This is a genomic window from Cellulomonas oligotrophica (assembly GCF_013409875.1).
Taxonomy (GTDB): domain Bacteria; phylum Actinomycetota; class Actinomycetes; order Actinomycetales; family Cellulomonadaceae; genus Cellulomonas; species Cellulomonas oligotrophica.
Genome location: NZ_JACCBK010000001.1, coordinates 1,188,881 through 1,213,021 on the forward strand (window position 1 = coordinate 1,188,881; position 24,141 = coordinate 1,213,021).

37 protein-coding genes are annotated in these 24,141 nt (G+C 70.4%); 3 read left to right on the top strand and 34 right to left on the bottom strand.

Annotated features, from left to right (window positions below; all coding sequences use genetic code 11):
• Positions 1 to 3 precede the first annotated feature (3 nt).
• Complete coding sequence (gene truA / locus BKA21_RS05165) at positions 4 to 945, bottom strand: tRNA pseudouridine(38-40) synthase TruA (protein WP_140458311.1); 942 nt, start codon at positions 943 to 945, stop codon at positions 4 to 6.
• Positions 946 to 1,095: 150 nt separating this feature from the next.
• On the opposite strand from truA, the gene BKA21_RS05170 reads away from it, so the two are divergent.
• The gene (locus tag BKA21_RS05170; RefSeq protein WP_140457285.1) at positions 1,096 to 1,860 is read left to right on the top strand and encodes an ROK family protein; all 765 of its coding nucleotides are present in this window, start codon (positions 1,096 to 1,098) and stop codon (positions 1,858 to 1,860) included.
• Between the two features lie 9 nt (positions 1,861 to 1,869).
• Here the strand turns inward: BKA21_RS05170 and BKA21_RS05175 are convergent, their stop codons facing one another.
• Positions 1,870 to 2,604, bottom strand: coding sequence for an alpha/beta fold hydrolase (locus BKA21_RS05175; protein ID WP_239072743.1), 735 nt, complete (start codon positions 2,602 to 2,604; stop codon positions 1,870 to 1,872).
• Positions 2,605 to 2,908: 304 nt separating this feature from the next.
• Here BKA21_RS05175 and BKA21_RS05180 point away from each other — a divergent pair, with 304 nt between their 5' ends.
• Positions 2,909 to 3,277 (top strand): hypothetical protein, encoded by a 369-nt coding sequence (locus BKA21_RS05180; protein ID WP_140457287.1) that lies wholly within the window; start codon positions 2,909 to 2,911, stop codon positions 3,275 to 3,277.
• A gap of 26 nt (positions 3,278 to 3,303) precedes the next feature.
• Positions 3,304 to 3,837: a hypothetical protein gene (locus tag BKA21_RS05185; RefSeq protein WP_140457288.1), complete on the top strand. Its 534-nt coding sequence runs from the start codon at positions 3,304 to 3,306 to the stop codon at positions 3,835 to 3,837.
• Between the two features lie 70 nt (positions 3,838 to 3,907).
• Here the strand turns inward: BKA21_RS05185 and rplQ are convergent, their stop codons facing one another.
• The 32 genes from rplQ to fusA all read right to left on the bottom strand — a co-directional run bounded on the left by rplQ (position 3,908) and on the right by fusA (position 24,036).
• Positions 3,908 to 4,408, bottom strand: a complete 501-nt coding sequence (rplQ, locus tag BKA21_RS05190) for a 50S ribosomal protein L17 (RefSeq protein WP_140457289.1) — start codon at positions 4,406 to 4,408, stop codon at positions 3,908 to 3,910.
• An 80-nt stretch (positions 4,409 to 4,488) separates the two neighbouring features.
• On the bottom strand, positions 4,489 to 5,499 hold the full coding sequence (locus BKA21_RS05195) for a DNA-directed RNA polymerase subunit alpha (RefSeq protein WP_140457290.1): 1,011 nt from the start codon (positions 5,497 to 5,499) through the stop codon (positions 4,489 to 4,491).
• A 181-nt stretch (positions 5,500 to 5,680) separates the two neighbouring features.
• Positions 5,681 to 6,082: a 30S ribosomal protein S11 gene (rpsK, locus tag BKA21_RS05200; RefSeq protein ID WP_140457291.1), complete on the bottom strand. Its 402-nt coding sequence runs from the start codon at positions 6,080 to 6,082 to the stop codon at positions 5,681 to 5,683.
• 77 nt (positions 6,083 to 6,159) lie between these two features.
• Positions 6,160 to 6,540, bottom strand: coding sequence for a 30S ribosomal protein S13 (rpsM, locus tag BKA21_RS05205; protein WP_140457292.1), 381 nt, complete (start codon positions 6,538 to 6,540; stop codon positions 6,160 to 6,162).
• A 166-nt stretch (positions 6,541 to 6,706) separates the two neighbouring features.
• Positions 6,707 to 6,820 carry a 50S ribosomal protein L36 gene (gene rpmJ / locus BKA21_RS05210; protein WP_013117849.1) on the bottom strand — a complete coding sequence of 38 codons (114 nt, stop codon included), beginning with the start codon at positions 6,818 to 6,820 and terminating at the stop codon, positions 6,707 to 6,709.
• 61 nt (positions 6,821 to 6,881) lie between these two features.
• Entirely contained in the window at positions 6,882 to 7,103 is a 222-nt protein-coding gene (gene infA / locus BKA21_RS05215; protein ID WP_012867920.1) for a translation initiation factor IF-1, read from the bottom strand.
• Between the two features lie 246 nt (positions 7,104 to 7,349).
• A complete protein-coding gene (map, locus tag BKA21_RS05220) occupies positions 7,350 to 8,192 on the bottom strand; it encodes a type I methionyl aminopeptidase (RefSeq protein ID WP_140457293.1) in 843 nt (280 codons plus the stop codon).
• 9 nt (positions 8,193 to 8,201) lie between these two features.
• Positions 8,202 to 8,780 carry an adenylate kinase gene (locus BKA21_RS05225; RefSeq protein ID WP_140457294.1) on the bottom strand — a complete coding sequence of 193 codons (579 nt, stop codon included), beginning with the start codon at positions 8,778 to 8,780 and terminating at the stop codon, positions 8,202 to 8,204.
• Positions 8,777 to 10,075, bottom strand: coding sequence for a preprotein translocase subunit SecY (gene secY / locus BKA21_RS05230; protein WP_140457295.1), 1,299 nt, complete (start codon positions 10,073 to 10,075; stop codon positions 8,777 to 8,779). The genes BKA21_RS05225 and secY overlap by 4 nt, the downstream gene beginning before the upstream one ends.
• A 157-nt stretch (positions 10,076 to 10,232) precedes the next feature.
• Complete coding sequence (rplO, locus tag BKA21_RS05235; protein ID WP_140458312.1) at positions 10,233 to 10,877, bottom strand: 50S ribosomal protein L15; 645 nt, start codon at positions 10,875 to 10,877, stop codon at positions 10,233 to 10,235.
• A 2-nt stretch (positions 10,878 to 10,879) separates the two neighbouring features.
• The gene (gene rpmD / locus BKA21_RS05240) at positions 10,880 to 11,062 is read right to left on the bottom strand and encodes a 50S ribosomal protein L30 (RefSeq protein ID WP_013117860.1); all 183 of its coding nucleotides are present in this window, start codon (positions 11,060 to 11,062) and stop codon (positions 10,880 to 10,882) included.
• Positions 11,062 to 11,703, bottom strand: coding sequence for a 30S ribosomal protein S5 (gene rpsE, locus BKA21_RS05245; RefSeq protein WP_140457296.1), 642 nt, complete (start codon positions 11,701 to 11,703; stop codon positions 11,062 to 11,064). Before rpsE ends, rpmD begins: the two co-directional genes overlap by 1 nt.
• Before the next feature lie 34 nt (positions 11,704 to 11,737).
• The gene (gene rplR, locus BKA21_RS05250) at positions 11,738 to 12,109 is read right to left on the bottom strand and encodes a 50S ribosomal protein L18 (protein WP_140457297.1); all 372 of its coding nucleotides are present in this window, start codon (positions 12,107 to 12,109) and stop codon (positions 11,738 to 11,740) included.
• Positions 12,110 to 12,111: 2 nt separating this feature from the next.
• A complete protein-coding gene (gene rplF / locus BKA21_RS05255; RefSeq protein WP_140457298.1) occupies positions 12,112 to 12,651 on the bottom strand; it encodes a 50S ribosomal protein L6 in 540 nt (179 codons plus the stop codon).
• A gap of 25 nt (positions 12,652 to 12,676) precedes the next feature.
• The gene (gene rpsH / locus BKA21_RS05260) at positions 12,677 to 13,075 is read right to left on the bottom strand and encodes a 30S ribosomal protein S8 (RefSeq protein ID WP_140457299.1); all 399 of its coding nucleotides are present in this window, start codon (positions 13,073 to 13,075) and stop codon (positions 12,677 to 12,679) included.
• A 75-nt stretch (positions 13,076 to 13,150) separates the two neighbouring features.
• Positions 13,151 to 13,336: a type Z 30S ribosomal protein S14 gene (locus BKA21_RS05265; RefSeq protein WP_013882869.1), complete on the bottom strand. Its 186-nt coding sequence runs from the start codon at positions 13,334 to 13,336 to the stop codon at positions 13,151 to 13,153.
• A gap of 1 nt (position 13,337) precedes the next feature.
• On the bottom strand, positions 13,338 to 13,910 hold the full coding sequence (rplE, locus tag BKA21_RS05270) for a 50S ribosomal protein L5 (protein ID WP_140457300.1): 573 nt from the start codon (positions 13,908 to 13,910) through the stop codon (positions 13,338 to 13,340).
• Positions 13,910 to 14,251: a 50S ribosomal protein L24 gene (gene rplX / locus BKA21_RS05275; protein ID WP_140457301.1), complete on the bottom strand. Its 342-nt coding sequence runs from the start codon at positions 14,249 to 14,251 to the stop codon at positions 13,910 to 13,912. The genes rplE and rplX overlap by 1 nt, the downstream gene beginning before the upstream one ends.
• A 2-nt stretch (positions 14,252 to 14,253) precedes the next feature.
• The gene (gene rplN, locus BKA21_RS05280; protein WP_013770175.1) at positions 14,254 to 14,622 is read right to left on the bottom strand and encodes a 50S ribosomal protein L14; all 369 of its coding nucleotides are present in this window, start codon (positions 14,620 to 14,622) and stop codon (positions 14,254 to 14,256) included.
• A 190-nt stretch (positions 14,623 to 14,812) separates the two neighbouring features.
• Positions 14,813 to 15,100, bottom strand: a complete 288-nt coding sequence (rpsQ, locus tag BKA21_RS05285) for a 30S ribosomal protein S17 (RefSeq protein ID WP_140457302.1) — start codon at positions 15,098 to 15,100, stop codon at positions 14,813 to 14,815.
• A gap of 7 nt (positions 15,101 to 15,107) precedes the next feature.
• Entirely contained in the window at positions 15,108 to 15,344 is a 237-nt protein-coding gene (gene rpmC, locus BKA21_RS05290; RefSeq protein WP_140457303.1) for a 50S ribosomal protein L29, read from the bottom strand.
• The gene (rplP, locus tag BKA21_RS05295) at positions 15,344 to 15,760 is read right to left on the bottom strand and encodes a 50S ribosomal protein L16 (protein ID WP_140457304.1); all 417 of its coding nucleotides are present in this window, start codon (positions 15,758 to 15,760) and stop codon (positions 15,344 to 15,346) included. Before rplP ends, rpmC begins: the two co-directional genes overlap by 1 nt.
• A 3-nt stretch (positions 15,761 to 15,763) precedes the next feature.
• The gene (gene rpsC, locus BKA21_RS05300; protein WP_140457305.1) at positions 15,764 to 16,609 is read right to left on the bottom strand and encodes a 30S ribosomal protein S3; all 846 of its coding nucleotides are present in this window, start codon (positions 16,607 to 16,609) and stop codon (positions 15,764 to 15,766) included.
• Positions 16,609 to 16,986, bottom strand: coding sequence for a 50S ribosomal protein L22 (gene rplV, locus BKA21_RS05305; protein ID WP_140457306.1), 378 nt, complete (start codon positions 16,984 to 16,986; stop codon positions 16,609 to 16,611). Before rplV ends, rpsC begins: the two co-directional genes overlap by 1 nt.
• A 56-nt stretch (positions 16,987 to 17,042) precedes the next feature.
• The gene (gene rpsS, locus BKA21_RS05310; RefSeq protein ID WP_136519176.1) at positions 17,043 to 17,324 is read right to left on the bottom strand and encodes a 30S ribosomal protein S19; all 282 of its coding nucleotides are present in this window, start codon (positions 17,322 to 17,324) and stop codon (positions 17,043 to 17,045) included.
• 15 nt (positions 17,325 to 17,339) lie between these two features.
• Positions 17,340 to 18,176, bottom strand: coding sequence for a 50S ribosomal protein L2 (gene rplB, locus BKA21_RS05315; protein ID WP_140457307.1), 837 nt, complete (start codon positions 18,174 to 18,176; stop codon positions 17,340 to 17,342).
• Between the two features lie 26 nt (positions 18,177 to 18,202).
• Complete coding sequence (rplW, locus tag BKA21_RS05320) at positions 18,203 to 18,505, bottom strand: 50S ribosomal protein L23 (RefSeq protein ID WP_046528991.1); 303 nt, start codon at positions 18,503 to 18,505, stop codon at positions 18,203 to 18,205.
• On the bottom strand, positions 18,502 to 19,188 hold the full coding sequence (gene rplD, locus BKA21_RS05325) for a 50S ribosomal protein L4 (protein ID WP_140457308.1): 687 nt from the start codon (positions 19,186 to 19,188) through the stop codon (positions 18,502 to 18,504). The genes rplW and rplD overlap by 4 nt, the downstream gene beginning before the upstream one ends.
• Positions 19,189 to 19,193: 5 nt before the next feature.
• Positions 19,194 to 19,853, bottom strand: coding sequence for a 50S ribosomal protein L3 (gene rplC, locus BKA21_RS05330; protein ID WP_140457309.1), 660 nt, complete (start codon positions 19,851 to 19,853; stop codon positions 19,194 to 19,196).
• A 22-nt stretch (positions 19,854 to 19,875) separates the two neighbouring features.
• Positions 19,876 to 20,184 carry a 30S ribosomal protein S10 gene (gene rpsJ / locus BKA21_RS05335; protein ID WP_013117879.1) on the bottom strand — a complete coding sequence of 103 codons (309 nt, stop codon included), beginning with the start codon at positions 20,182 to 20,184 and terminating at the stop codon, positions 19,876 to 19,878.
• A 434-nt stretch (positions 20,185 to 20,618) separates the two neighbouring features.
• The gene (gene tuf, locus BKA21_RS05340) at positions 20,619 to 21,812 is read right to left on the bottom strand and encodes an elongation factor Tu (protein ID WP_140457310.1); all 1,194 of its coding nucleotides are present in this window, start codon (positions 21,810 to 21,812) and stop codon (positions 20,619 to 20,621) included.
• 121 nt (positions 21,813 to 21,933) lie between these two features.
• Positions 21,934 to 24,036, bottom strand: coding sequence for an elongation factor G (gene fusA, locus BKA21_RS05345; protein WP_140457311.1), 2,103 nt, complete (start codon positions 24,034 to 24,036; stop codon positions 21,934 to 21,936).
• Between the last annotated feature and the right edge of the window lie 105 nt (positions 24,037 to 24,141).

Here is a 24,141-nt window from a genome sequence, read left to right on the forward strand (position 1 = left end):
TCCTCAGCCGCAGCAGTCCCCGGGCCCGCCCGACCCGGCGGGCCCGGGGCCGGCGGGGGCGGCGGTCTGGGCCTCGTGGGCCTGCCGCCGCGCCCGCGTCCGGTCCGCACGCACCGCCAGCTCGGCGTCGGGCGGGTAGGTCACCTCCTCCAGCGTCAGGCCGTGCGCGGCGACGACGGTGGCCCCGCCCTCGCGGCGGCGCGAGCGCAGCAGCTCGGAGGGCCACCCCACGGGCCGGCGCCCCTCCCCGACCGCGAGGCTCGCCCCGACCAGCGCGCGCACCATCGAGTGGCAGAACGCGTCGGCCTGCACGTGGGCGACGACGAGCCCCGCGTCGGGGCCGTCGGCCACCCGCGACCACCCGAACGCCTCCAGCGTGCGGATCGTCGTCGCGTCCGGGCGCGGCTTGCAGTACGCCGCGAAGTCGTGCCGGCCGACCAGGGTGGACGCGGCGGCGTCCATCGCCGCCACGTCGAGGGGCTGCCGGTGCTGCAGCACGTGCGCCCGCCGCAGCGGGTCGCGCAGCGACGGGTCGTCCCCCACCCGGTAGGCGTACCGACGCCGCAGCGCCGAGAAGCGCGCGTCGAAGCCCGCGGGAGCGGGCGTCACGTCCCGGACCACCACGTCGTCGTCGAGGACGCCCGTCAGGCGCGTGCGGAGCACGTCGAGCACCGGGCGGTCGCTGCGCCCCCGCACGGCCTCCAGCGCGGCCGGCACGACGTCGACGTGGGCCACCTGCCCGCGCGCGTGCACACCGGAGTCCGTCCGGCCCGCGACCGTCAGCCGCGGCGGTGCCTCGCCGCGCGGCCCGCTGCGCAGCACCAGGGCGAGCGCGTCCTCGAGCACCCCCTGGACCGTGCGGAGCGTCGGCTGGCGGGCCCACCCGGCGAAGGCCGTCCCGTCGTACGCGAGGTCGAGACGCAGCCGCACCGGCACGTCCTGCACGGCCGCTCCGACGGTCGCACCCGTGCCGTGCCCGTCCGTGCTGCCCGCGCGGCCCCTGCCGTCCTCGTCCACCGCGTCCACGCGGCACACGGTAGCGCCCGGGCCCGGCCGTCCCGCACCCGGGCGCCGGTCGCGCGCTAGCGTGGTCGGGTGCCGCGCGACCACGACCCCTTCACGCTCGCCGTCGACTGCGGCGGCAGCGGCATCAAGGCGTCCGTGCTGGACGCGTCGGGCACCCTGCACGTCCCACCGGTGCGCGTCCCCACCCCCTACCCGCTGCCGCCCGAGCGGCTCGTCGAGACCGTCGCGACGATCGCCGCCGGTCTGCCGCCCGCCGCACGGGCCACGGTCGGCGTCCCGGGGATGATCCGGCACGGCGTGGTCGTCGCGACACCCCACTACGTCACGCGGTCGGGTCCACGGACGGCCGTCGTCCCCGAGCTCGCGGCGGCGTGGGCGGGCTGCGACGTGCGGGCGATGCTCGAGGAGCGGCTCGGCGTCCCGACGCTCGTGCTCAACGACGCCGAGGTGCACGGGGCCGGTGTCGTGTCCGGTACCGGGCTCGAGCTCGTCCTCACGCTCGGCACCGGGCTGGGGTCGGCCGTCTTCGACGGCGGGCGCCTGGCCCCGCACCTGGAGCTGTCGCACGCCCCCGTGCGGTGGGGCACGACGTACGACGCGTACGTCGGCGAGCACGAGCGCGCCCGTCTCGGCGACGGGCTCTGGTCACGACGGGTCCGCCGGGTCGTCGAGGGGTTCCGGCCCGTCTTCCACTGGGACCGCCTCTACCTCGGCGGCGGGAACAGCCGGCGGATCACCTCGGCGACGCTCGCACGGCTCGGCGACGACGTCGTGGTCGTGCCGAACCAGGCAGGCATCGTCGGCGGCGTCCGCGCGTGGGACCTGTCGGCCTGAGCGACCGTCTCAGCCACCGGCCCGGCGGTCGACCTCGTCGGCCGCCTCGAGGACGACCCGCGTGAACCGCGCCGGCGCGACGAGGCTGACCAGGTGCGTCGCCCCGGGCACCACCACGAGGCGGGCGTCCTGCGCTGCCGCGACGAACCGACGCTCCTGCGTGCGGAAGTGGTCGAGGCGACCGTTGACGAACCAGACGGGTGCCTCGATGCGCCCGAGGTCGGCCAGCGGATCCGCGCCGCCGACCTCGCGCAGCACGTCCTCCACCACGTCGAGCGCGAACCCGCCGGCCCCGACGTCCTGCACGCCCGCCGGCGGCAGGACCCGCCGCACGAGGAACCCGTTGACGGCCGCACCGCGGTCGGGCATGCGCGCGAAGCCCCGCGCGGCCACGGCCCAGCCGTCCACCAGCGCGCGGTACGGCTGCGTGCAGCACCCCGCGGCCACCACGCCCGCAGCCTGCTCCGGGTGACGCGCGGCGTGGGCGATCGCCGTGTAGCCGCCGAGCGACAGCCCGACGACGAGCGCCCGTCCGCCGAGGCCGTCGACCGCGTCGCGCACCGCGTCGACCGCGCCCGCGAGCGTGAACCGCGTGCCGCGGCGCGCCCCGTGCCCGGGCAGGTCCACCGCGACGACCCGGCGCCCGTACGCCTCGAGCGCGTCGGCCTGCGCCCGCCACATCGTGCGCGACGTGCGCAGACCGTGCACGAGCACCACCGGGACGCCGTCCACCGAGGTGCTCACCCCGGCGACGCTAGCCCCGGACCCCGGCACCGGCACGCCGTCGAGCCCGGCGGAGCGTGCGGGTGCGGGACCGCCCGACCGGGTTGGGCCGCACGGGTGGCACCCCGGCCCGCGCCAGGGTGAATCCGATCGGGACGGACCGGGCGAACGTCCCGGCAATCGGCGCATGCCGCGTCAATCGCCGACGACCCGTGCTTGCCGTCCCCGGTACGTGCCCTGACCATTCGATGCGGCGCCCCTGCGCCCGAACGCACGTCCCGACGCCGTGAGACCCCCGAGCGGCCGCCCGAACGAAGGACCCGACATGGCCACTCCCGACGCCGCCCTCAAGAAGATCCTCGAGCAGGAGGGTGCCCTCGCCGTCGCGCTCGTCGACTTCGCGAGCGGCATGGCGCTCGCGCAGCAGTCCACGGTCCCGTTCGACCTCGAGCTCGCGGCCGCCGTCAACACCGAGGTCGTCCGGGCCAAGCTGCGCGCGATCGACGCGCTCGGCCTCGGCGACACGATCGAGGACATCCTCATCACCCTCGGCACGCAGTTCCACGTGATCCGGATCTCGGCGCGCCCCGACCTCGCGGGCATCTTCTCCTACCTCGTGCTGGACCGCGCCAAGGGCAACCTCGCGCTCGCGCGCCGCGGCCTGCGTACGCTCGAGGACGAGCTCGAGATCTGATCCGTCACGCCACCCCCGAGGACCCCATGGACGACCCCGCACGTGACGTCGTCGACCGCCTGCACCGCGCGCTCGACGAGGTCACGCACGTCCTCGTGCTCGACCCAGGCGACCGGGTCGTGCTCGCCGACGACGGGTCCCCCGAGGAGGTGGTCGTGGCGGCACGGGCCGTCGCGACGACGCTCATGCTCGTCGACGGCGCCGGAGAGGGCGGGATCCGGGCGGTCGTGGAGACGCCCGGGGCCACCGTGTACGCCACTCTCGTCCCGGGCGGCACCGCGTTCGTGCTGCTCGGCCCGCCGGGCTGGAACGTGGTGCTGGCCCGCCGGACGCTGGACCCGGTCGTCGCCGACCTGCTCGCGACGGGCGCCGTCGACCGCCTGCGTGACGGGCGCCGCACGTTCCTCCCCGCAGCCGCCGGACCCGCCGTGACGGGCCCCGCGACCGTCACGGCCGTCCCCGAGGGCGACCGGGGGGTCGTGCCGACGCCGGGCCGCGGCGGGACGCTCGCCCAGGCCGCCCGGGCGGAGGCCGTCCGCCGGCGTACCCGCGCGGTCTGACGGGGCAGCCCTCCCCGCACGACGACGGCCCCGGTCCCCTCGCGGGGGCCGGGGCCGTCGTCGTGGTACGTCAGGCCTTGGCGGTGTCCTCGCCAGCCGCGTCCTCGGCGACGGGGGCGTCCTCGACGGGCGCGTCCTCGACCGGGGCGGGAGCGGGGGCGGCCTTCGCGGCGGCCTTCGTGGCCTCCTTGACGACGGCCTGCTTCGGCGAGAGCGGCTCGAGGACGAGCTCGATCACGGCCATGGGCGCGTTGTCGCCCTTGCGGGGACCGATCTTCGTGACGCGCGTGTAGCCGCCCTGGCGCTCGGCGACCGCGGGGGCGATCTCGGTGAACAGGACGTGCACGACGCCCTTGTCCTTGACGACCGTCATGACGCGACGACGCGAGTGCAGGTCACCGCGCTTGGCGAGCGTGACGAGACGCTCGGCGAGGGGGCGCAGGCGCTTGGCCTTGGTCTCCGTGGTGGTGATCCGCTTGTGCTCGAACAGCTGCGTCGCGAGGTTCGCGAGGATCAGCCGCTCGTGCGCCGGGCTGCCACCGAGCCGGGGACCCTTGGTGGGCGTGGGCATGGTCTCTACTCCTTGAAGTTCCAGTGATGGGCGTCGCGCCCGGTCCGTCGCTCAGCGGCGGCCCGGCACGCTCCCCGGCGTCAGTACTGCTCGTCCTCGACGAAGTCGCCCTCGTCCTCGGTGTAGTACCCGCTGGCGTGAGGGTCGAAGTCGAGCGGGCTGTCCTTGAGGGTCAGGCCCAGCTCGGCGAGCTTCTCCTTGACCTCGGTGATCGACTTCGCGCCGAAGTTGCGGATGTCGAGCAGGTCCGCCTCGGACCGCGCGACCAGCTCGCCGACGGAGTGGATGCCCTCGCGCTTGAGGCAGTTGTACGACCGGATCGTCAGCTGCAGGTCCTCGATCGGCAGCGCCAGGTCCGCGGCCAGGGCCGCGTCCGTCGGCGAGGGGCCGATCTCGATGCCCTCGGCCTCGACGTTGAGCTCGCGCGCCAGGCCGAAGAGCTCGACCAGCGTCTTGCCCGCGGACGCGAGGGCGTCACGAGGGCTGATCGCCGGCTTCGTCTCGACGTCGACGATGAGCTTGTCGAAGTCCGTGCGCTGCTCGACACGCGTCGCCTCGACCTTGTAGGTCACCTTGAGGACGGGCGAGTAGATCGAGTCGACCGGGATGCGGCCGATCTCGGCGTCGAACGACTTGTTCTGCGCCGCGGAGACGTAGCCGCGGCCGCGCTCGACGGTGAGCTCGATCTCGAGCTTGCCCTTCTCGTTGAGCGTCGCCAGGTGCAGCTCGGGGTTGTGCACCTCGACACCCGCCGGCGGGACGATGTCCGCGCCCGAGACCTCGCCCGCACCCTGCTTGCGCAGGTACATCACGACGGGCTCGTCGTTCTCCGAGGAGACGACGAGGTTCTTGATGTTGAGGATGATCTCGGTGACGTCCTCCTTGACCCCCGGGACGGTCGAGAACTCGTGCAGCACGCCGTCGATGCGGATCGACGTGACCGCCGCGCCCGGGATCGACGAGAGCAGGGTGCGGCGCAGGGAGTTGCCGAGCGTGTAGCCGAAGCCGGGCTCGAGGGGCTCGATGGAGAACCGCGAGCGGTGCTCCGAGATGACCTCTTCGGTCAGGGTGGGGCGCTGTGCGATGAGCACGGTGGGGTTCCTCTCCGCGGGCGTCCGCCATATGACGCTCCGCGAGTGCTGCTGGGCTGGCCGGGCCTCGGTCCGCGCGGCCAACGGAGGTGCGGGTGTCGAACCCGGGTCCCGCGCGCCCGACGGACGGACGCGCGAGGGCCGGGACCGGTGCTTCCGCTACCGGTCCCGGCCGTCGGGGTCAGACGCGGCGACGCTTCGGGGGGCGGCAGCCGTTGTGCGCCTGGGGCGTGACGTCCTGGATCGAGCCGACCTCGAGGCCGGTCGCCTGCAGGGAGCGGATGGCGGTCTCACGACCGGAGCCCGGGCCCTTGACGAAGACGTCGACCTTGCGCATGCCGTGCTCCTGCGCACGACGCGCTGCGGCCTCGGCGGCGAGCTGCGCGGCGAACGGGGTCGACTTGCGCGAGCCCTTGAAGCCGACCTGGCCGGAGGACGCCCACGCGATGACGGCGCCCGACGGGTCGGTGATGGACACGATGGTGTTGTTGAACGTGCTCTTGATGTGCGCCTGGCCGTGGGAGACGTTCTTCTTCTCCTTGCGACGCGGCTTGCGCACGGAGGTGCGGGACTTGGGAGGCATCTCTTCTTCTCTCGGGGTCTGCGGGTCGTGAGGGCGACGGACGGGCGGTCAGCGGCAGGCGCGACCGGCCCGGGACGTCACTTGCGCCCGGCCTTCTTCTTGCCGGCGACGGTGCGCTTGGGACCCTTGCGGGTACGCGCGTTGGTCTTGGTGCGCTGACCGCGCACCGGCAGGCCGCGGCGGTGACGCAGGCCCTCGTAGCTGCCGATCTCGACCTTGCGGCGGATGTCGGCGGCGACCTCGCGGCGCAGGTCGCCCTCGAGCTTGAAGCTGCCCTCGAGGTGGTCGCGCAGCGCGACCAGCTCGGCGTCGCCCAGGTCCTTGACCCGGACGTCGGGGCTGATGCCCGTGGCGGCGAGGGTCTGCTGCGCACGCGTGCGTCCGACCCCGTAGATGTAGGTGAGAGCGACCTCGACCCGCTTGTCGCGGGGCAGGTCCACACCGATGAGACGTGCCATGTGCCTGACGGCTCCTGTACTGCGTTCGGAGGTCTGCCGCACCACCATCCCGCTGTGCCGCGGGCCCCGGCCTCCGAGCCGGGGGTTCACCGGGCGGGTCGGACGACCCGCGCCGAAGTGACGGTGCGCTTGCTGCCCTGACGGGCGGGTGCTGCAGGTGTGCTGCTCAGCCCTGGCGCTGCTTGTGGCGCAGGTTCTCGCAGATCACCTGGACGCGACCGTGCCGGCGGATCACCTTGCACTTGTCGCAGATCTTCTTGACGCTCGGCTTGACCTTCATCGCGTGTTCCTCCGCCGCCGTGCCACCGGCTCTCCCGGTGCGACGGCGTGTCGAGTGGTGGTTACTTGTAGCGGTAGACGATGCGCCCGCGGGACAGGTCGTACGGGCTGAGCTCCACCACGACACGGTCCTCGGGGAGGATCCGGATGTAGTGCTGGCGCATCTTCCCCGAGATGTGGGCCAGCACCTTGTGGCCGTTCGCGAGCTCCACGCGGAACATCGCGTTGGGGAGTGCCTCGACGACACTTCCCTCGATCTCGATGACGCCGTCCTTCTTGGCCATGTCCTCCGCTAACTGTCGATCTTCTGCTGCCGTGCACCCCGCGGCGGCATCGGGCGCGCAGGTCCGCGCTCGTGCCGTCGTGGGGAGTCGTACGCGGCGCCGGGCGCCACCGCCGCCGGTCCACGGGGGACACGAGGGCAGGCAGATGCTCGGTGCACACAACCAACGCACCATCATACGTCATGCGGCCGCATGCTCGACGACAGCGGTCCGTGCCGGCGTGCGACGGCGGCGGTCGGAGACCTGTCAGGAGAGCGGTGCGACCTGGACGCCCAGGCGGGCCAGGCGTTCCGCTCCCCCGTCACGTGCGGTGAGCACCCACAGCCCGCCCTCGTGGACCGCCACGGTGTGCTCCCAGTGCGCGGCGCGCGAGCCGTCGTCGGTGACGACCGTCCAGTCGTCCGCGAGGACGTGGTTGGGCTCGGCGCCCCGCACCAGCATCGGCTCGACGGCCACGCACAGGCCGGGGCGGACCTTCGCCCCGCGGTCGCGGGTCCGGAAGTTCGGGACGTCCGGCGGCTGGTGCATCGCCGTGCCGATGCCGTGGCCGACGTAGTCCTCGACGATCCCGTACGGCGTGCCACCGTTGGCGCCGCGGGCGGCGGCGAGCTCGACGACCTCCTCGACCGCCTCACCGACGGCACCGAGACGGTCGGCGGACGCGATCGCCGCGATGCCTGCCCACAGGGCGTCCTCGGTGGTCGTCGTCAGCTCGACGTCGAGCGGGTCCGCCTCACCCAGCACCACGGTGACGGCGGAGTCACCGTGCCACCCGTCGACGATGGCACCGCAGTCGACCGAGACGACGTCCCCCTCCTGCAGCACGCGCGGCCCGGGGATGCCGTGGACGACCTCCTCGTTGACGGACACGCACAGCGACGCCGGGTATCCGTGGTAGCCCAGGAACGACGGCGTCGCCCCCGCGCCGAGGATGACCTCCTCCGCGACCGCGTCGAGGTCGGCCGTCGTCATCCCCGGGGCGATGCGCGCCCGCACGGCGTCGAGCGCGTCGGCCACGACGAGGCCCGCACGGCGCATGAGCAGGATCTGCTCGTGCGACTTGTGCTCGATCTTCTCCCTGCCGAACATGCGGCGGGGTCAGGCGACGACGGGCGCGAGCGCGGCCAGCAGGCGGCCGGTGACCTCGTCGACGTCCCCGAGCCCGTCGACCTGCACCAGGAGCCCCCGCGCGGCGTACACCTGCGAGATCGGCGCGGTCTGCTCGGCGTACACGTCGAGGCGGTGCCGGATCACGTCCTCCGTGTCGTCGGCACGTCCCTCGATCTGCGCGCGTCGGGTGAGCCGGTCCACCACGACCTGGGGGTCGACGGTCAGCTCGACCGCCGCGCCGAGGCTCAGGCCGGCGGCGGAGAGCATCTCGTCGAGGGCGGCGACCTGCGCGACGTTGCGGGGGTAGCCGTCGAGCAGGAAGCCGTCCGCGGCGTCCGCCTGGGCGAGCCTGTCGCGCACGAGCTCGTTGGTCAGGTCGTCCGGGACCAGCGCACCCGAGGCGGTGATGTCCTGGACCTTGCGCCCCAGCTCCGTGCCGTTCGTGATGTTGGCCCGGAAGATGTCGCCGGTCGAGATCGCCGGGACCCCCAGGCGCTCCGAGATCCGGACGGCCTGGGTGCCCTTGCCGGCACCGGGCGGACCGAGCAGGACGAGACGTGCGCTCAACGCAGGAACCCTTCGTAGTGACGCTGCTGCAGCTGGGACTCGATCTGCTTGACGGTCTCCAGGCCCACGCCGACCACGATGAGGATCGACGCCCCGCCGAACGGGATGTTCGTCCCCACGTCCATGACGATGAACGCGATGGTCGGGATGAGCGCGACCAGGGCCAGGTAGATCGATCCCGGCGCGGTGATGCGCGTGATGACGTAGTCGAGGTACTCGGCGGTGGGGCGGCCCGCACGGATGCCGGGGATGAAGCCGCCGTACTTCTTCATGTTGTCCGCGACCTCGTCCGGGTTGAACGTGATCGCCGTGTAGAAGTAGCAGAAGAAGATGATGAGGACCACGTAGATCGCGATGTGCAGCGGAGCGCCCGGGTCGGCGAGGTGGATGCTGATCCACTGCACCCAGCCCTCGGTCGGGTCGCCGAACTGCGCGAGCAGCGTGGGCACCGCCAGCAGGGACGACGCGAAGATCACCGGGATGATGCCGGCCATGTTGATCTTGATCGGGATGTAGGTGCTGGAGCCGCCGTACATGCGTCGACCGACCATGCGCTTGGCGTACTGCACCGGGATCCGCCGCTGGGACTGCTCGACGAAGACGACGAGCCCGATCACCAGGATGATGATGGCGAAGACCACGAGGAACTTCGTGACGCCGTCGTTCGCGCCGATGATCGACCACATCGCACCGGGGAAGCTCGCGGCGATCGACGTGAAGATGAGCAGCGACATGCCGTTGCCGACGCCGCGCTCCGTGATGAGCTCGCCCAGCCACATGATCAGGCCCGTGCCGGCGGTCATGGTGATGACCATGACCAGGCGCGTCGACCACGAGTCGTCGGGGATGACCTCGACCGTGCAGCCGGCGAACAGGTTGCCGCTGCGCGCGAAGGTGATGACGGTCGTCGACTGCAGGATCGCCAGGCCGATCGTCAGGTACCGCGTGTACTGCGTGAGCTTCGCGGTGCCGGACTGGCCCTCCTTGTGCAGCTCCTCGAACTTGGGGATGACCACACGCAGGAGCTGGATGATGATGCTCGCCGTGATGTACGGCATGATCCCGAGCGCGAACACCGACAGCTGCAAGAGCGCTCCCCCGCTGAAGAGGTTCACGAGGCCCAGCAGGTTGTTGCCGTCGGCCGTCTGCTCGATGCAGACCTGGACGTTCGGGTAGCTCACCCCAGGGGTGGGCAGGAACGACCCGACGCGGAACACCACCATGATGCCGATGGTGAAGAGCAGCTTGCGCCGCAGGTCGGGCGTCCGGAACGCCCGGACGAATGCGCTGAGCACCTGGTCCTCCTGAGCCGCCGCGGCGGCGATGTCGACGGCCGGACCGTCCCGGCCACGTGGTCCTGGTGTGCCGGCGGACCCCGGGGAACCCTAACGGATGGTGTCGGACAGACGAAACGGGGCCGGCGGGCATACGCCCACCGGCCCCGTCGAGACGTCAGTCCTGGACGCTGCCGCCGGCGGCCACGATCTTCTCCTTGGCGGACGCGGAGTACGCGTCGACCGCCACGGAGACCTTGACCGTGATGTCGCCGGTGCCGAGCACCTTGACCGGCTGGCCCTTACGGACCGCGCCCTTGGCCACCAGGTCGGCGACGGTGACGTCGCCGCCCTGCGGGTACAGCGCCGAGAGCTTGTCCAGGTTCACGACCTGGTACTCGACGCGGAACGGGTTCTTGAAGCCGCGGAGCTTCGGCAGACGCATGTGCAGCGGCATCTGCCCACCCTCGAACCGGTCCGGCACCTGGTAGCGGGCCTTGGTGCCCTTGGTGCCACGACCGGCGGTCTTGCCCTTCGACGCCTCACCACGACCCACGCGGGTCTTGGCGGTCTTGGCGCCGGGCGCGGGACGGAGGTGGTGCACGCGCAGCGTGCCGCCCGCGCTCTCCGTCGTCTTGCCCGAGGGCTTGTCCGCTGCCTTCGCCGCGGCCGGCTTGCGCGCGGCCTTGGGCTTCTCCGTCGCGGCGGCCTCCGTGGAGGCCTCCTTCGCCGGAGCCTTCTTCGCGGGCGCCTTCTTGGCGGCGGCCTTGGGGGCCTCCTCCGTGCTGGCGACCGTCTCGTCGGCCTTCTTGTCGTCGGCCATGGTCACTCGACCTCCTCGACCGCGACGAGGTGCGTCACCGTCTTGACCATGCCGCGGATCTCAGGACGGTCCTCCTTGACGACGACGTCGCCGATCCGCTTGAGGCCCAGGGTGCGCAGCGTGTCGCGCTGGTTCTGCTTGCCGCCGATGGCGGACCGGGTCTGGGTCACCTTGAGGCGGGCCATCACGCACCCACCTTCGCGGCTGCCGCCGCCCGGCCCTCGGCCTGCGCGCGCAGGAGCGAGGCGGGTGCGACGTGGTCGAGCGGCAGCCCACGACGGGCGGCCACGGCCTCGGGCTCCTCGAGGGAGCGCAGGGCCTCGACCGTGGCGTGCACGATGTTGATCGAGTTCGACGACCCGAGCGACTTGCTGAGCACGTCGTGGATGCCGGCGCACTCGAGCACGGCGCGCACCGGACCACCGGCGATCACACCGGTACCCGGGGAGGCCGGGCGCAGGAACACCACGCCGGCCGCCTTCTCGCCCTGCACGGGGTGCGGGATGGTGCCCTGGATGCGGGGGACGCGGAAGAAGTTCTTCTTCGCCTCCTCGACGCCCTTGGCGATCGCCGCGGGCACCTCCTTGGCCTTCCCGTAGCCGACGCCGACCGTGCCGTCGCCGTCACCCACCACGACGAGCGCGGTGAAGCTGAAGCGACGGCCGCCCTTGACGACCTTCGCGACACGGTTGATCGTCACGACGCGCTCGACGAAAGCGCTCTTCTCGGCGGCGTCGCCGCGCCGCCCGCCGTCACGACGCCCGCCCTCGCGGCGGTCGCCGCCGGTGCCGCCGGCACCGGTGTTGCTGCGCTGAGGAGCAGCCATCAGAAAGTCCTCTTCTTCGATGCGGAGTTCGTCGTCACAGGGCCAGGCCACCCTCGCGGGCGCCGTCGGCGACCGCGGCCACGCGGCCGTGGTACTTGTTGCCGCCACGGTCGAACACGACCGACTCGACGCCGGCCGCCTTCGCACGCTCGGCCACGAGCTCGCCGACCTTGCGCGCCTTCGCGGTCTTGTCGCCCTCGGCGGCACGCAGGTCCGCCTCGAGGGTCGACGCGGAGGCGACGGTCTGGCCGATCGCGTCGTCCACGACCTGCGCCGTGATGTGCCGCGCGGAGCGGGTCACGACGAGACGGGGACGCACGGCAGTGCCGACGACCTTCTTGCGCAGACGGACGTGACGGCGGCGCCGGGCGATCGTCTTGCCCTTGCCCTTGATGCTGATCGCCATGGCTACTTCCCAGCCTTTCCGACCTTGCGGCGCACGTTCTCGCCCGCGTACCGCACACCCTTGCCCTTGTAGGGCTCGGGCTTGCGGATCTTACGGATGTTCGCGGCGACCTCGCCCACCTGCTGCTTGTCGATGCCCTGCACCGAGAACTTCGTCGGCGTCTCGACGGCGAAGGTGATGCCCTCCGGCGCCTCGACGACGACGGGGTGGCTGAAGCCGAGCGCGAACTCGAGGTTCGAGCCCTTCGCCGTGACGCGGTAACCCGTGCCGACGATCTCGAGCTTCTTCGTGTAGCCGTCGGTCACGCCGACGACCATGTTGGCCAGGAGCGTGCGGGTCAGGCCGTGCAGCGAGCGCGACGCGCGCTCGTCGTCGGGACGCTGCACCACGAGGGCGCCGGCGTCGTCACGCTCGACCTGGATGGGGGCGGCGATCGTGTGGGTGAGAGCGCCCTTGGGGCCCTTCACCGTGACGAGTGCGCCGTCGATGGTGACGTCGACTCCGGTCGGCACCGGGACGGGGATCCTGCCGATACGGGACATGGCTGTGTCTCCTCTCCGTCTCGGATTACCAGACGTAGGCGAGGACTTCTCCGCCCACGCCCTTCTTGGCGGCCTGCTTGTCGGTCAGCAGCCCGGACGACGTGGACAGGATCGCCACGCCCAGGCCGCCGAGCACCTTCGGCAGGTTGGTCGACTTGGCGTACACGCGCAGGCCCGGCTTGGACACGCGCTTGACGCCGGCGAGCGCACGCTCGCGGTTGGGGCCGTACTTGAGGGTGATCGTGAGGTTCTTCCCCACGGTCGCGTCCTCGACGGTCCAGCCCGAGATGTAGCCCTCCGCCTGGAGGATCTCGGCGATGTGGCTCTTGAGCTTCGAGAACGGGATCGTCACCGTGTCGTGGTGCGCCGAATTCGCGTTCCGCAGACGCGTCAGCAGGTCTGCGATCGGGTCGGTCATGGTCATCGGGCGTCAGCCCTTTCTCGCCGGGGTATCCGTGCCCCCTCGCGGGGGCACGGACCTACCGACGTCCGGTGGTTCTTACCAGCTGCTCTTGGTCACGCCGGGGAGCTCGCCGCGGTGGGCCATCTCCCGCACGCAGATCCGGCACAGGCCGAACTTGCGGTACACCGAGTGCGGACGACCGCACCGCTGGCAGCGCGTGTAGCCACGGACCGCGAACTTGGGCTTCGCGGCCGCCTTGTTGATGAGGGCGGTCTTCGCCATGTCAGTTCTCCTTGAACGGGAAGCCGAGGAGCTTGAGGAAGGCCCGCCCCTCGTCGTCCGTGGTGGCGGTCGTGACGACGGTGATGTCCATGCCGCGGACACGGTCGATCTTGTCCTGGTCGATCTCGTGGAACACGGACTGCTCCACGAGGCCGAAGGTGTAGTTCCCGTGGCCGTCGAACTGCTGCGGCGACAGGCCGCGGAAGTCACGGATGCGCGGCAGCGCGACCGACAGCAGACGGTCCAGGAACTCCCAGGAGCGGTCGCCACGCAGCGTGACGTGGGCACCGATCGGCATGCCCTCGCGGAGCTTGAACTGCGCGATGGACTTGCGGGCCTTGGTGACCTGGGGCTTCTGGCCCGTGATCTGCGTGAGGTCGCGGATCGCGCCCTCGATCAGCTTGGAGTCGCGAGCGGCCTCGCCGACACCCATGTTCACGACGACCTTGACCAGGCGCGCGACCTGGTTGATGTTCTCGTGACCGAACTGCTCGAACAGCGCGGTCCGGATCTCGTCGTTGTAGCGCGTCTTGAGGCGCGGCTGGGCCGGGGCCTCGATGGTGGTCTCGGTCATCAGATGTCCTTACCGGAGCGCTTCGCGACACGGACGCGCACGGTGCGCGTGCGCCCGTCGCGCTCGACCTGCTCGGTGCGGTAGCCGACCCGGGTGCCCTTCTTGGTCTCCGGGTCCACGAGCATCACGTTGCTGATGTGGATGGGGGCCTCGACCGTCTCGATGCCACCCGTGCGGGTGCCGCGCGACGTCTGGCCGGCCTTCGTGTGCTTCTGCACACGCTGGACGCCCTCGACCACGACACGCTGCGACTCGGCGAGCACCTCGAGCACACGGCCCTGCTGCCCCTTGTCGCGGCCCGAGATGACGACGACCAGGTCGCCCTTCTTGATCTTCGCCATGGTCAGAGCACCTCCGGAGCCAGCGAGATGATCTTCATGAACTTCTTGTCGCGCAGCTCGCGGCCCACGGGGCCGAAGATGCGGGTGCCGCGCGGCTCGCCGTCGTTCTTGAGGATCACCGCGGCATTCTCGTCGAACTTGATGTACGAGCCGTCGGGACGCCGGCGCTCCTTGCGGGTGCGCACGACGACCGCCTTGACGACGTCGCCCTTCTTGACGTTGCCGCCGGGGATGGCGTCCTTGACGGTGGCGACGATGACGTCACCGATACCGGCGTAGCGGCGGCCGGAGCCGCCGAGCACACGGATGCAGAGGATCTCCTTCGCACCCGTGTTGTCGGCGACACGCAGTCGCGACTCCTGCTGGATCATCTACCTACTCCTGTCGTCTGGCGGGTTCTCGGTGCCACCGGGGCGGCGCCCGAGCCTGGCCGAACGGATGGTTGCCGTGGTGCACACGTCGCGCGGGTGACCGGCCTGCTCGTGGAGCGAGCCGGCCACCCACGCCCGTGGGCAACTGTTGGTGCTGCGTGCAGCCGGGGCTGCGTGCAGGCCGAGGTGGTTACTTGGCCTTCTCGAGGATCTCGACGATCCGCCAGCGCTTGGTGGCGGACAGCGGCCGCGTCTCCATGATCGAGACGAGGTCGCCGATGCCGGCCGCGTTGGCCTCGTCGTGCGCCTTGACCTTGCTCGTCCGGCGGATGACCTTGCCGTAGAGCGGGTGCTTGACGCGGTCCTCGACCTCGACGACGACCGTCTTGTCCATCTTGTCGCTGACGACGTAGCCGCGGCGCGTCTTGCGGTACGCGCGGTGGTCGGACGTCGCCGTCGTGTGCTCGTGCTTGCTCATCAGGACCTCACTCCGCGCTCGGGGCGGTACGGATGCCGAGCTCACGCTCGCGCAGGATCGTGTAGATGCGCGCGATGTCGCGGCGGACGGCCTTGAGGCGCCCGTGGCTCTCGAGCTGGCCGGTCGCGGACTGGAAGCGGAGGTTGAACAGCTCCTCCTTGGCCTTCTTCAGCTCGGCGACCAGCTTCTCGTCGTCGAAGGTGTCCAGCTCGCTGGGAGCCAGATCCTTGGTTCCGATAGCCATCAGTTACCACCCTCGCGCACGATGAAACGTGTCTTCATCGGGAGCTTGTGCTGCGCGCGACGCATGGCCTCGCGTGCGAGCGGCTCCGGGACACCGGCGAGCTCGAAGAGAACTCGGCCCGGCTTGACGTTGGCGATCCACCACTCGGGCGAGCCCTTGCCGGAACCCATGCGGGTCTCGGCGGGCTTCTTCGTGAGGGGGCGGTCCGGGTAGATGTTGATCCAGACCTTCCCTCCACGCTTGATGTGGCGGGTCATGGCGATACGAGCAGCCTCGATCTGCCGGTTGGTGACGTAGGCGGGCTCGAGAGCCTGGATGCCGTACTCACCGAAGGAGATCGTGGTGCCACCCGTGGCGGCGCCGGAGCGCTTGGGGTGGTGCTGCTTGCGGTGCTTCAGCCGGCGGGGGATCAGCACGGCTCAGGCCTCCGTTCCGGTCTCGGTCGGCGCCGGCGCCTCGGCAGCCGCGGCGGGCTGCTCGGCGGCCGGGGCCGGTGCGTCCTGACGCTCGGGACGACGCGCGCCACCACGACCACCACGGTCGGGACGGTCGCCGCCACGGTCGCCACGGGGGCCGCCGCGCGAGGGACGCGGAGCCTGCGAGGCCTGCTCGCGCGCCCACTCCTTCTCCGTGACGTCGCCCTTGTAGACCCACACCTTGACGCCGATGCGTCCGAAGGTCGTGCGAGCCTCGAAGAACCCGTAGTCGATGTTCGCGCGCAGCGTGTGCAGCGGGACACGACCCTCGCGGTAGAACTCCGTGCGGCTCATCTCCGCGCCGCCGAGGCGGCCGGAGACCTGCACGCGGATGCCCTTGGCACCCGCGCGCTGGGCCGACTGGATGCCCTTGCGCATGGCACGACGGAACGACACGCGGCTCGCGAGCTGCTCGGCGATGCCCTGGGCGACCAGCTGAGCCTCGATCTCGGCGTTCTTGACCTCGAGGATGTTCAGCTGGACCTGCTTGCCCGTGAGCTTCTCGAGCTCGCCGCGGATGCGGTCGGCCTCCGCACCACGACGCCCGATGACGATGCCCGGGCGGGCGGTGTGGATGTCGACGCGGACGCGGTCGCGGGTGCGCTCGATCTCGACCTTGGCGATCCCCGCACGCTCCAGGCCGGTGCCCATGAGCTTGCGGATCTGCACGTCCTCACGGACGTAGTCGCGGTAGCGCTGACCCGGCTTGGTCGAGTCCGCGAACCAGCGCGAGCGGTGGTCCGTCGTGATGCCCAGGCGGTACCCGAGCGGGTTGACCTTCTGTCCCACTAGCGGGTCCCTCCCTTGGTGGAGGCCGTCTCGCGCGCTGCGACGACGACCGTGATGTGGCTCGTGCGCTTGAGGATCCGACCGGCGCGACCCTGCGCGCGCGGGCGGAACCGCTTGAGCGTCGGGCCCTCGTCGACGAAGACCTCGGTGATGAAGAGGTCTGCCTCGTCGAGCCGCTCGCTGTTGCGCTTGGCCCCCTCGACCGCATTCGCGACCGCGGACTGCACCGTCTTGAGGACGGGCTCTGCCGCGGCCTGCGGCGCGAACTTCAGCACCGCCACGGCCTCGGCCGCCTGCTTGCCACGGATGAGGTCCACGACGCGGCGGGCCTTCTGGGGCGTGACACGGACGAACCGCGCCTTCGCCTTGGCTTCCATCGCTGTCCTGCTCTCTGTTCTCTGCCGGTCAGGGCGTCACCTGGCTGACCCGGGGGTCAGCGGCGACGGCCCTTCCGGTCGTCCTTCTCGTGGCCGCGGAACGTCCGCGTCGGGGCGAACTCGCCGAGCTTGTGCCCGACCATCGACTCCGTGACGAACACCGGGGTGTGCTTGCGGCCGTCGTGCACCGCGAAGGTGTGACCGAGGAAGTCGGGCGTGATCATCGAGCGACGAGACCACGTCTTGATGACGTTCTTCGTGCCGGCCTCGTTCTGAGCGTCGACCTTCTTCTGGAGGTGGTCGTCGACGAACGGGCCCTTCTTGAGGCTGCGAGGCATTCTCTCGGGCTCCTATCAGCGCTTCTTGCCGGTGCGCCGACGGCGCACGATGAGCTTGTCGCTCGGCTTGTTCGGACGACGGGTGCGACCCTCGGGCTGACCCCACGGGCTCACCGGGTGACGACCACCGGACGTCTTGCCCTCACCACCACCGTGCGGGTGGTCGATCGGGTTCATCGCGACACCGCGGACGGTCGGGCGCTTGCCCTTCCAGCGCATGCGGCCGGCCTTGCCCCAGTTGATGTTCGACTGCTCGGCGTTGCCCACCTCGCCGACCGTGGCGCGGCAGCGCAGGTCGACGTTGCGGATCTCGCCGGACGGCATGCGCAGCTGCGCGTACGGCCCGTCCTTGGCGACGAGCTGCACGGACGCACCAGCCGAGCGGGCGATCTTCGCACCGCCGCCGGGCCGCAGCTCGATGGCGTGGATGACCGTACCGGTCGGGATGTTGCGCAGCGGCAGGTTGTTGCCCGGCTTGATGTCCGAGCCCGGACCTGCCTCGACGACGTCGCCCTGCCCCAGCTTGTTCGGCGCGATGATGTAGCGCTTCTCGCCGTCCGCGTAGTGCAGCAGCGCGATGCGCGCGGTGCGGTTGGGGTCGTACTCGATGTGCGCGACCTTGGCCGGCACACCGTCCTTGTCGTGGCGACGGAAGTCGATGACGCGGTAGGCGCGCTTGTGCCCCCCACCCTGGTGGCGGGTCGTGACGCGACCGGTCGAGTTGCGGCCACCCGTCTTGTGCAGCGGGCGGACCAGCGACTTCTCGGGAGTCGAGCGCGTGATCTCGACGAAGTCGGCGACCGACGAGCCACGGCGGCCCGGCGTCGTCGGCTTGTACTTACGGATTCCCATGGAGATTCGTCCTCACTGGCTCTCGGTCAGCCGACCGGTCCGCCGAAGATGTCGATCGAACCCTCGCGGAGGGTGACGATCGCACGCTTCGTGTTCTTGCGGCGGCCGATGCCGAAGCGGGTCCGGCGGGCCTTGCCCTGACGGTTCGCGGTGTTGACCGACTCGACCTTGACGCCGAAGACCTGCTCGACGGCGATCTTGATCTCGGTCTTGTTCGCCCGCGGGTCGACGAGGAAGGTGTACTTCCCCTCGTCGAGCAGGCCGTAGCTCTTCTCCGAGACGACCGGCGCGATCAGGATGTCGCGCGGGTCCTTGCCGACGGCGGTCACTTCGTCTCCTCGTTGGCCTCGGACTCGGTCGCGACAGCCTTCGCACCCTTGACCGGGCCCGCGAGGAACGCGTCGAGCGCACCCTGCGTGAAGACCACGTCGTCCGAGATGAGGACGTCGTAGGTGTTGAGCTGGTCCGCGACGAGCAGGTGGACCCGCTCGACGTTGCGCAGCGACTTCCAGGTGATCTCGTCCTGACGCTCGACGACCACGAGGACGTTCTTGCGTCCGGACAGGTTGTCGAGCACCGCGAGAGCGGCCTTCGTCGACGGGACCTCACCCGGGTTGAAGCCGGTCACGACGTGCACACGGCCGGCGCGCGCGCGGTCCGAGAGAGCACCGCGGAGCGCCGCGGCCTTCATCTTCTTCGGGGTCCGCTGCGAGTAGTCGCGCGGGGTGGGGCCGTGGACGACGCCACCACCGGCGAACTGCGGCGCACGGGTCGAGCCCTGACGGGCGCGGCCGGTGCCCTTCTGCTTGTACGGCTTGCGGCCGCCACCGCGGACCTCACCACGCGACTTGGTGTCGTGGGTGCCCTGGCGCGCCGCAGCGAGCTGCGCGACGACGACCTGGTGGATCAGCGGGACGTTCGTCTGGACGTCGAAGACGTCGGCGGGCAGGTCGGCGGTGCCGGCCTTCTTGCCCTTCCCGTCGAGCACGTCGACGGTCAGCGTGTCGCTCATGGAGGTCACGCACCCTTCACAGCGGTACGCACGAGCACGACGCCACCCTTGGGGCCCGGGACCGCGCCCTTGACGAGCAGCAGACCCTTCTCGACGTCGACCGCGTGCACGGTCAGGTTCTGGGTGGTCTGACGGGCGTGGCCCATCCGACCGGCCATGCGCAGGCCCTTGAACACGCGCGACGGCGTCGATGCGCCACCGATCGAGCCGGGCTTGCGGTGGTTGCGGTGCGCACCGTGGGAGGCGCCGACGCCGGAGAAGCCGTGACGCTTCATGACACCGGCCGTGCCCTTGCCCTTGGTGGTGCCGACGACGTCGACCAGCTGGCCGGCCTCGAAGACGGCGGCCGTGATCTCCTGGCCGAGCGTGTACTCGGCCGCGTCCGACGTGCGGACCTCGGTCACGTGACGACGGGGGGTGACCCCCGCCTTCTCGAAGTGACCGGTGAGCGGCTTGGTGACCTTGCGCGGGTCGATCTGGCCCGCGGCGAGCTGGACGGCGGCGTAGCCGTCCGTGTCAGCGGAGCGCACCTGCGTGACGACGTTCGGCCCGACGGCGACGACCGTGACCGGGACGAGGCGACCTGCCTCGTCCCAGAGCTGGGTCATGCCGAGCTTCGTGCCGAGCAGCGCCGTGACGGGGCGCGCGTTCTGCTGGGTAGCCATGAGGATCAGTCCTTCCCAGCGATCAGAGCTTGATCTCGATGTTCACGTCCGCGGGCAGGTCGAGACGCATGAGCGAGTCGACGGCCTTCGGCGTGGGGTCGATGATGTCGATGAGCCGCTTGTGCGTGCGCATCTCGAAGTGCTCGCGGCTGTCCTTGTACTTGTGGGGCGACCGGATGACGCAGAAGACGTTCTTCTCCGTCGGCAGCGGCACCGGACCCACGACCGACGCACCAGCGCGAGTCACCGTGTCGACGATCTTGCGCGCCGAGCTGTCGATGACCTCGTGGTCGTAGGACTTGAGCCGGATGCGGATCTTCTGTCCCGCCATGGCGTCGTCTACTTCTCTCTCTCGAAACCGGTCTGTCCGACCCCCGCACTCGGGCGTGTCGCGTTGCGCGACGCACCTGGGTGCTGCGTACCGTTCGACGGAACAGGGGTCGTGGTGTCGTCGAGCGCCGCCACCGGGTGACCCCGGGGTCCGGACGCTCTCCACGTCTGTTCGCCCGTCGGTGGTCGGATCGACCTGACGCGTGGCCGCGAGCCGCCGGCGCGGAGCACGCGCCGTCAAGATCTCGCCGACCCCGCTCGCGGCGCGCGCGAACGCGCCACCTCCAGCGGGCAACCCCGACAGTCTGCCAGACGTGGCACCGATAAGCCAATCGTGCCGTCGGTCACGCCGCGCGCAGCCGACGGGTGACGACGCAGGGCCCGGGAGCCGAGGCTCCCGGGCCCTGCGTGTGGATCAGCCCCGAGGGGCGGTGATCACTTGATGATCTTGGTGACCCGGCCCGAGCCGACGGTGCGGCCACCCTCGCGGATGGCGAAGCCGAGGCCCTCCTCCATGGCGATGGGCTGGATCAGCGTCACCGAGATCTCGGTGTTGTCGCCGGGCATGACCATCTCGGTGCCCTCGGGCAGCGTGATGACACCGGTGACGTCCGTCGTCCGGAAGTAGAACTGGGGACGGTAGTTGCCGTAGAACGGGTTGTGACGCCCGCCCTCGTCCTTGGCCAGGATGTAGACCTGGCCCTCGAACTCGGTGTGCGGCGTGATCGAGCCCGGCTTCACGACGACCTGGCCGCGCTCGACCTCCTCACGCTTCGTGCCGCGCAGGAGCAGACCGACGTTCTCGCCGGCCTCGGCGTAGTCGAGCAGCTTGCGGAACATCTCGACACCGGTGACGGTGGTCTTGATCGCCTTCTCCTTGATGCCGACGATCTCCACCTCCTCGTTCACCTTGAGCTGACCGCGCTCGACACGACCGGTGACGACCGTGCCACGGCCCGTGATGGTGAAGACGTCCTCGATCGGCATGAGGAACGGCTTGTCGATCTCGCGCACCGGGTCCGGCACGTTCTCGTCGACCGCGTCCAGCAGGTCCTCGACGGACTTGACCCACTCGGGGTCGCCCTCGAGGGCCTTCAGGCCGGAGACGCGCACGACGGGCGCGTTGTCGCCGTCGAAGCCCTGCGACGACAGCAGCTCGCGGACCTCCATCTCGACGAGCTCGAGGATCTCCTCGTCGTCGACCATGTCGGACTTGTTGAGCGCGACGAGCAGGTAGGGCACGCCGACCTGGCGGGCGAGCAGCACGTGCTCACGCGTCTGGGCCATCGGGCCGTCGGTCGCCGCGACCACGAGGATGGCGCCGTCCATCTGCGCCGCACCCGTGATCATGTTCTTGATGTAGTCGGCGTGACCAGGAGCGTCGACGTGCGCGTAGTGGCGCTTCTCCGTCTGGTACTCGACGTGCGCGATGTTGATCGTGATGCCGCGCTGCTTCTCCTCCGGCGCCTTGTCGATCTCGTCGAACGGCGTGAAGGGGTTCAGGTCGGGGTACTTGTCGTGCAGCACCTTCGAGATCGCGGCCGTCAGCGTCGTCTTGCCGTGGTCGACGTGACCGATGGTCCCGATGTTGACGTGCGGCTTGGTCCGCTCGAACTTCGCCTTGCCCACTGGGTGTCCTCCTCAGGACTTGGTAGAGATTGCCCGACGGCAGCCACCTGACGGTACCTGCGCGGCGTGCGGTCCTACGGGTCGGATGTGTAGCTGGAACTGCAGGGTTCGACCTGTGGGACTACTCGCCCCGGGTCTTCTTGATGATCTCGTCGGCAACGTTCCGAGGCACCTCGGCGTAGCTGTCGAACTGCATCGAGTACACCGCACGACCCTGGGTCTTGGACCGCAGGTCGCCGACGTACCCGAACATCTCGGAGAGCGGCACCTGGGCGCGGATGACCTTCACGCCCGTCGCGTCCTCCATGGACTGGATCATGCCGCGGCGCGAGTTGATGTCGCCGATGACGTCGCCCATGTAGTCCTCGGGCGTGCGCACCTCGACGGCCATGATCGGCTCGAGGAGGGCCGGGTCCGCCTTGCGCACCGCCTCCTTGAGGATCATCGAGCCGGCGATCTTGAACGCCATCTCCGAGGAGTCGACGTCGTGCGCCGCGCCGTCGAGCAGGATCGCCTTGACGCCCACGAGCGGGTAGCCCGCGAGCACGCCCAGCTGCATCGCGCTCTGGATGCCGGCGTCCACCGAGGGGATGTACTCGCGCGGGATCCGGCCACCGGTGACCTTGTTCTCGAACTCGTACAGCTCGCCCTCGGCGGGGTCCAGCGGCTGGAAGGTCATCTGCACCTTCGCGTACTGGCCCGATCCACCGGTCTGCTTCTTGTGCGTGTAGTCGATCTTCTCGACCGCACGACGGATGGTCTCGCGGTAGGCCACCTGCGGCTTGCCGACGTTGGCCTCGACCTTGAACTCGCGGCGCATGCGGTCCACGAGGATGTCGAGGTGGAGCTCGCCCATGCCGCCGATGACGGTCTGGCCGGTCTCCTCGTCGAGCTTGACCCGGAAGGTCGGGTCCTCCTCGGCGAGCTTCTGGATGGCCGTCGACAGCTTCTCCTGGTCGGCCTTCGTCTTCGGCTCGATCGCCACGTCGATGACGGGCTCCGGGAAGGTCATCGACTCCAGGATCACGGGCGCCGACGGGTCGCACAGGGTGTCACCGGTGGTGACGTCCTTGAGACCGATGAAGGCGTAGATGTGACCGGCCTGCGCCTCGGGGACGGGGTTCTCCTTGTTGGAGTGCATCTGGAAGAGCTTCCCGATGCGCTCCTTCTTCCCCTTCGTCGAGTTGAGCACCGCGGCGCCCGACTCGACACGGCCCGAGTACACGCGGACGTAGGTGAGCTTGCCGAAGAACGGGTGCGAGGCGACCTTGAACGCCAGGGCCGAGAACGGCTCCGTCGCGTCGGGGTGGCGCTCGACCACGAGCTCGGCGTCCTTGACGTCGTGACCCTCGACCGCCGCGACGTCCAGGGGCGTCGGCAGGTAGTCGATGACGGCGTCGAGCATGGGCTGGACGCCCTTGTTCTTGAACGCCGAGCCGCACAGGACCGGGTACGCCGTCGAGGAGACCGTGAGCTGGCGGATGCCGGCCTTGATCTCCGCGACGGTCAGCTCCTCGCCGCCGAGGAACTTCTCGAGCAGCTCGTCGCTGGTCTCGGCGACGGCCTCGAGGAGCTCGGAGCGGTACTGCTCCGCCTTCTCCTGCAGGTCGGCCGGGATGTCCTCGATCTCGTACTTCTCGCCGAGGGCGGTCTCGCCGCGCCACACGAGCGCGCGCATCTCGACCAGGTCGACGACGCCGATGAAGTCGTTCTCGGAGCCGATCGGCAGCTGAATGACCAGCGGCTTGGCCTTGAGACGGTTCACGATGGTGTCGACGGTGAAGTAGAAGTCGGCGCCCAGCTTGTCCATCTTGTTGACGAAGCAGATGCGGGGGACGTCGTACTTGTCCGCCTGCCGCCACACCGTCTCGGACTGGGGCTCGACGCCCTCCTTGCCGTCGAACACCGCGACCGCGCCGTCGAGGACGCGCAGCGAACGCTCGACCTCGACCGTGAAGTCCACGTGGCCCGGGGTGTCGATGATGTTGATCTGGTTGTTCTTCCAGTAGCAGGTCGTCGCGGCGGACGTGATCGTGATGCCGCGCTCCTGCTCCTGCTCCATCCAGTCCATCGTCGACGCGCCGTCGTGCGTCTCACCGATCTTGTAGTTGACCCCGGTGTAGAACAGGATCCGCTCGGTGGTCGTCGTCTTGCCGGCATCGATGTGCGCCATGATGCCGATGTTGCGGACCTTCTTGAGGTCCGTCAGCACATCCAGTGCCACGTGTGAGCCCCTTGTCGGTTGGCTGGAGGTCGGTGACCGACCGGTGACGGCCCCGGCACCGCGTGCGCACCCTCGTGGGGTGCACGGACGGCGCCGGGGCGGACG

Excerpts from the sequence above, each read along its gene's own strand:
- rplC (WP_140457309.1), bottom strand. The coding sequence starts at position 19,853 with ATGGCTACCCAGCAGAACGCGCGCCCCGTCACGGCGCTGCTCGGCACG.
- rpmJ (WP_013117849.1), bottom strand. The coding sequence starts at position 6,820 with ATGAAGGTCAAGCCGAGCGTCAAGAAGATCTGCGACAAGTGCAAGGTG.
- BKA21_RS05265 (WP_013882869.1), bottom strand. The coding sequence starts at position 13,336 with ATGGCGAAGACCGCCCTCATCAACAAGGCGGCCGCGAAGCCCAAGTTC.
- rpsQ (WP_140457302.1), bottom strand. The coding sequence starts at position 15,100 with ATGAGCAAGCACGAGCACACGACGGCGACGTCCGACCACCGCGCGTAC.
- rplF (WP_140457298.1), bottom strand. The coding sequence starts at position 12,651 with ATGTCCCGTATCGGCAGGATCCCCGTCCCGGTGCCGACCGGAGTCGAC.
- rpsE (WP_140457296.1), bottom strand. The coding sequence starts at position 11,703 with ATGGCTGCTCCTCAGCGCAGCAACACCGGTGCCGGCGGCACCGGCGGC.
- rpsH (WP_140457299.1), bottom strand. The coding sequence starts at position 13,075 with ATGACCATGACCGACCCGATCGCAGACCTGCTGACGCGTCTGCGGAAC.
- infA (WP_012867920.1), bottom strand. The coding sequence starts at position 7,103 with ATGGCCAAGAAGGACGGCGTCATCGAGATCGAGGGAAGTGTCGTCGAG.
- map (WP_140457293.1), bottom strand. The coding sequence starts at position 8,192 with ATGTTCGGCAGGGAGAAGATCGAGCACAAGTCGCACGAGCAGATCCTG.
- rpsK (WP_140457291.1), bottom strand. The coding sequence starts at position 6,082 with ATGCCTCCCAAGTCCCGCACCTCCGTGCGCAAGCCGCGTCGCAAGGAG.
- rplR (WP_140457297.1), bottom strand. The coding sequence starts at position 12,109 with ATGGCGATCAGCATCAAGGGCAAGGGCAAGACGATCGCCCGGCGCCGC.
- BKA21_RS05180 (WP_140457287.1), top strand. The coding sequence starts at position 2,909 with ATGGCCACTCCCGACGCCGCCCTCAAGAAGATCCTCGAGCAGGAGGGT.
- rplO (WP_140458312.1), bottom strand. The coding sequence starts at position 10,877 with ATGGCCGACGACAAGAAGGCCGACGAGACGGTCGCCAGCACGGAGGAG.
- rplN (WP_013770175.1), bottom strand. The coding sequence starts at position 14,622 with ATGATCCAGCAGGAGTCGCGACTGCGTGTCGCCGACAACACGGGTGCG.
- rplX (WP_140457301.1), bottom strand. The coding sequence starts at position 14,251 with ATGGCGAAGATCAAGAAGGGCGACCTGGTCGTCGTCATCTCGGGCCGC.
- rplQ (WP_140457289.1), bottom strand. The coding sequence starts at position 4,408 with ATGCCCACGCCCACCAAGGGTCCCCGGCTCGGTGGCAGCCCGGCGCAC.
- rpsM (WP_140457292.1), bottom strand. The coding sequence starts at position 6,540 with ATGGCACGTCTCATCGGTGTGGACCTGCCCCGCGACAAGCGGGTCGAG.
- BKA21_RS05185 (WP_140457288.1), top strand. The coding sequence starts at position 3,304 with ATGGACGACCCCGCACGTGACGTCGTCGACCGCCTGCACCGCGCGCTC.
- rpsJ (WP_013117879.1), bottom strand. The coding sequence starts at position 20,184 with ATGGCGGGACAGAAGATCCGCATCCGGCTCAAGTCCTACGACCACGAG.
- rplV (WP_140457306.1), bottom strand. The coding sequence starts at position 16,986 with ATGGAAGCCAAGGCGAAGGCGCGGTTCGTCCGTGTCACGCCCCAGAAG.
- rpmD (WP_013117860.1), bottom strand. The coding sequence starts at position 11,062 with ATGGCCCGCCTCAAGGTGACCCAGACCCGGTCCGCCATCGGCGGCAAG.
- rpmC (WP_140457303.1), bottom strand. The coding sequence starts at position 15,344 with ATGGCTATCGGAACCAAGGATCTGGCTCCCAGCGAGCTGGACACCTTC.
- rplD (WP_140457308.1), bottom strand. The coding sequence starts at position 19,188 with ATGAGCGACACGCTGACCGTCGACGTGCTCGACGGGAAGGGCAAGAAG.
- rplB (WP_140457307.1), bottom strand. The coding sequence starts at position 18,176 with ATGGGAATCCGTAAGTACAAGCCGACGACGCCGGGCCGCCGTGGCTCG.
- rplE (WP_140457300.1), bottom strand. The coding sequence starts at position 13,910 with ATGACCGAGACCACCATCGAGGCCCCGGCCCAGCCGCGCCTCAAGACG.
- rpsS (WP_136519176.1), bottom strand. The coding sequence starts at position 17,324 with ATGCCTCGCAGCCTCAAGAAGGGCCCGTTCGTCGACGACCACCTCCAG.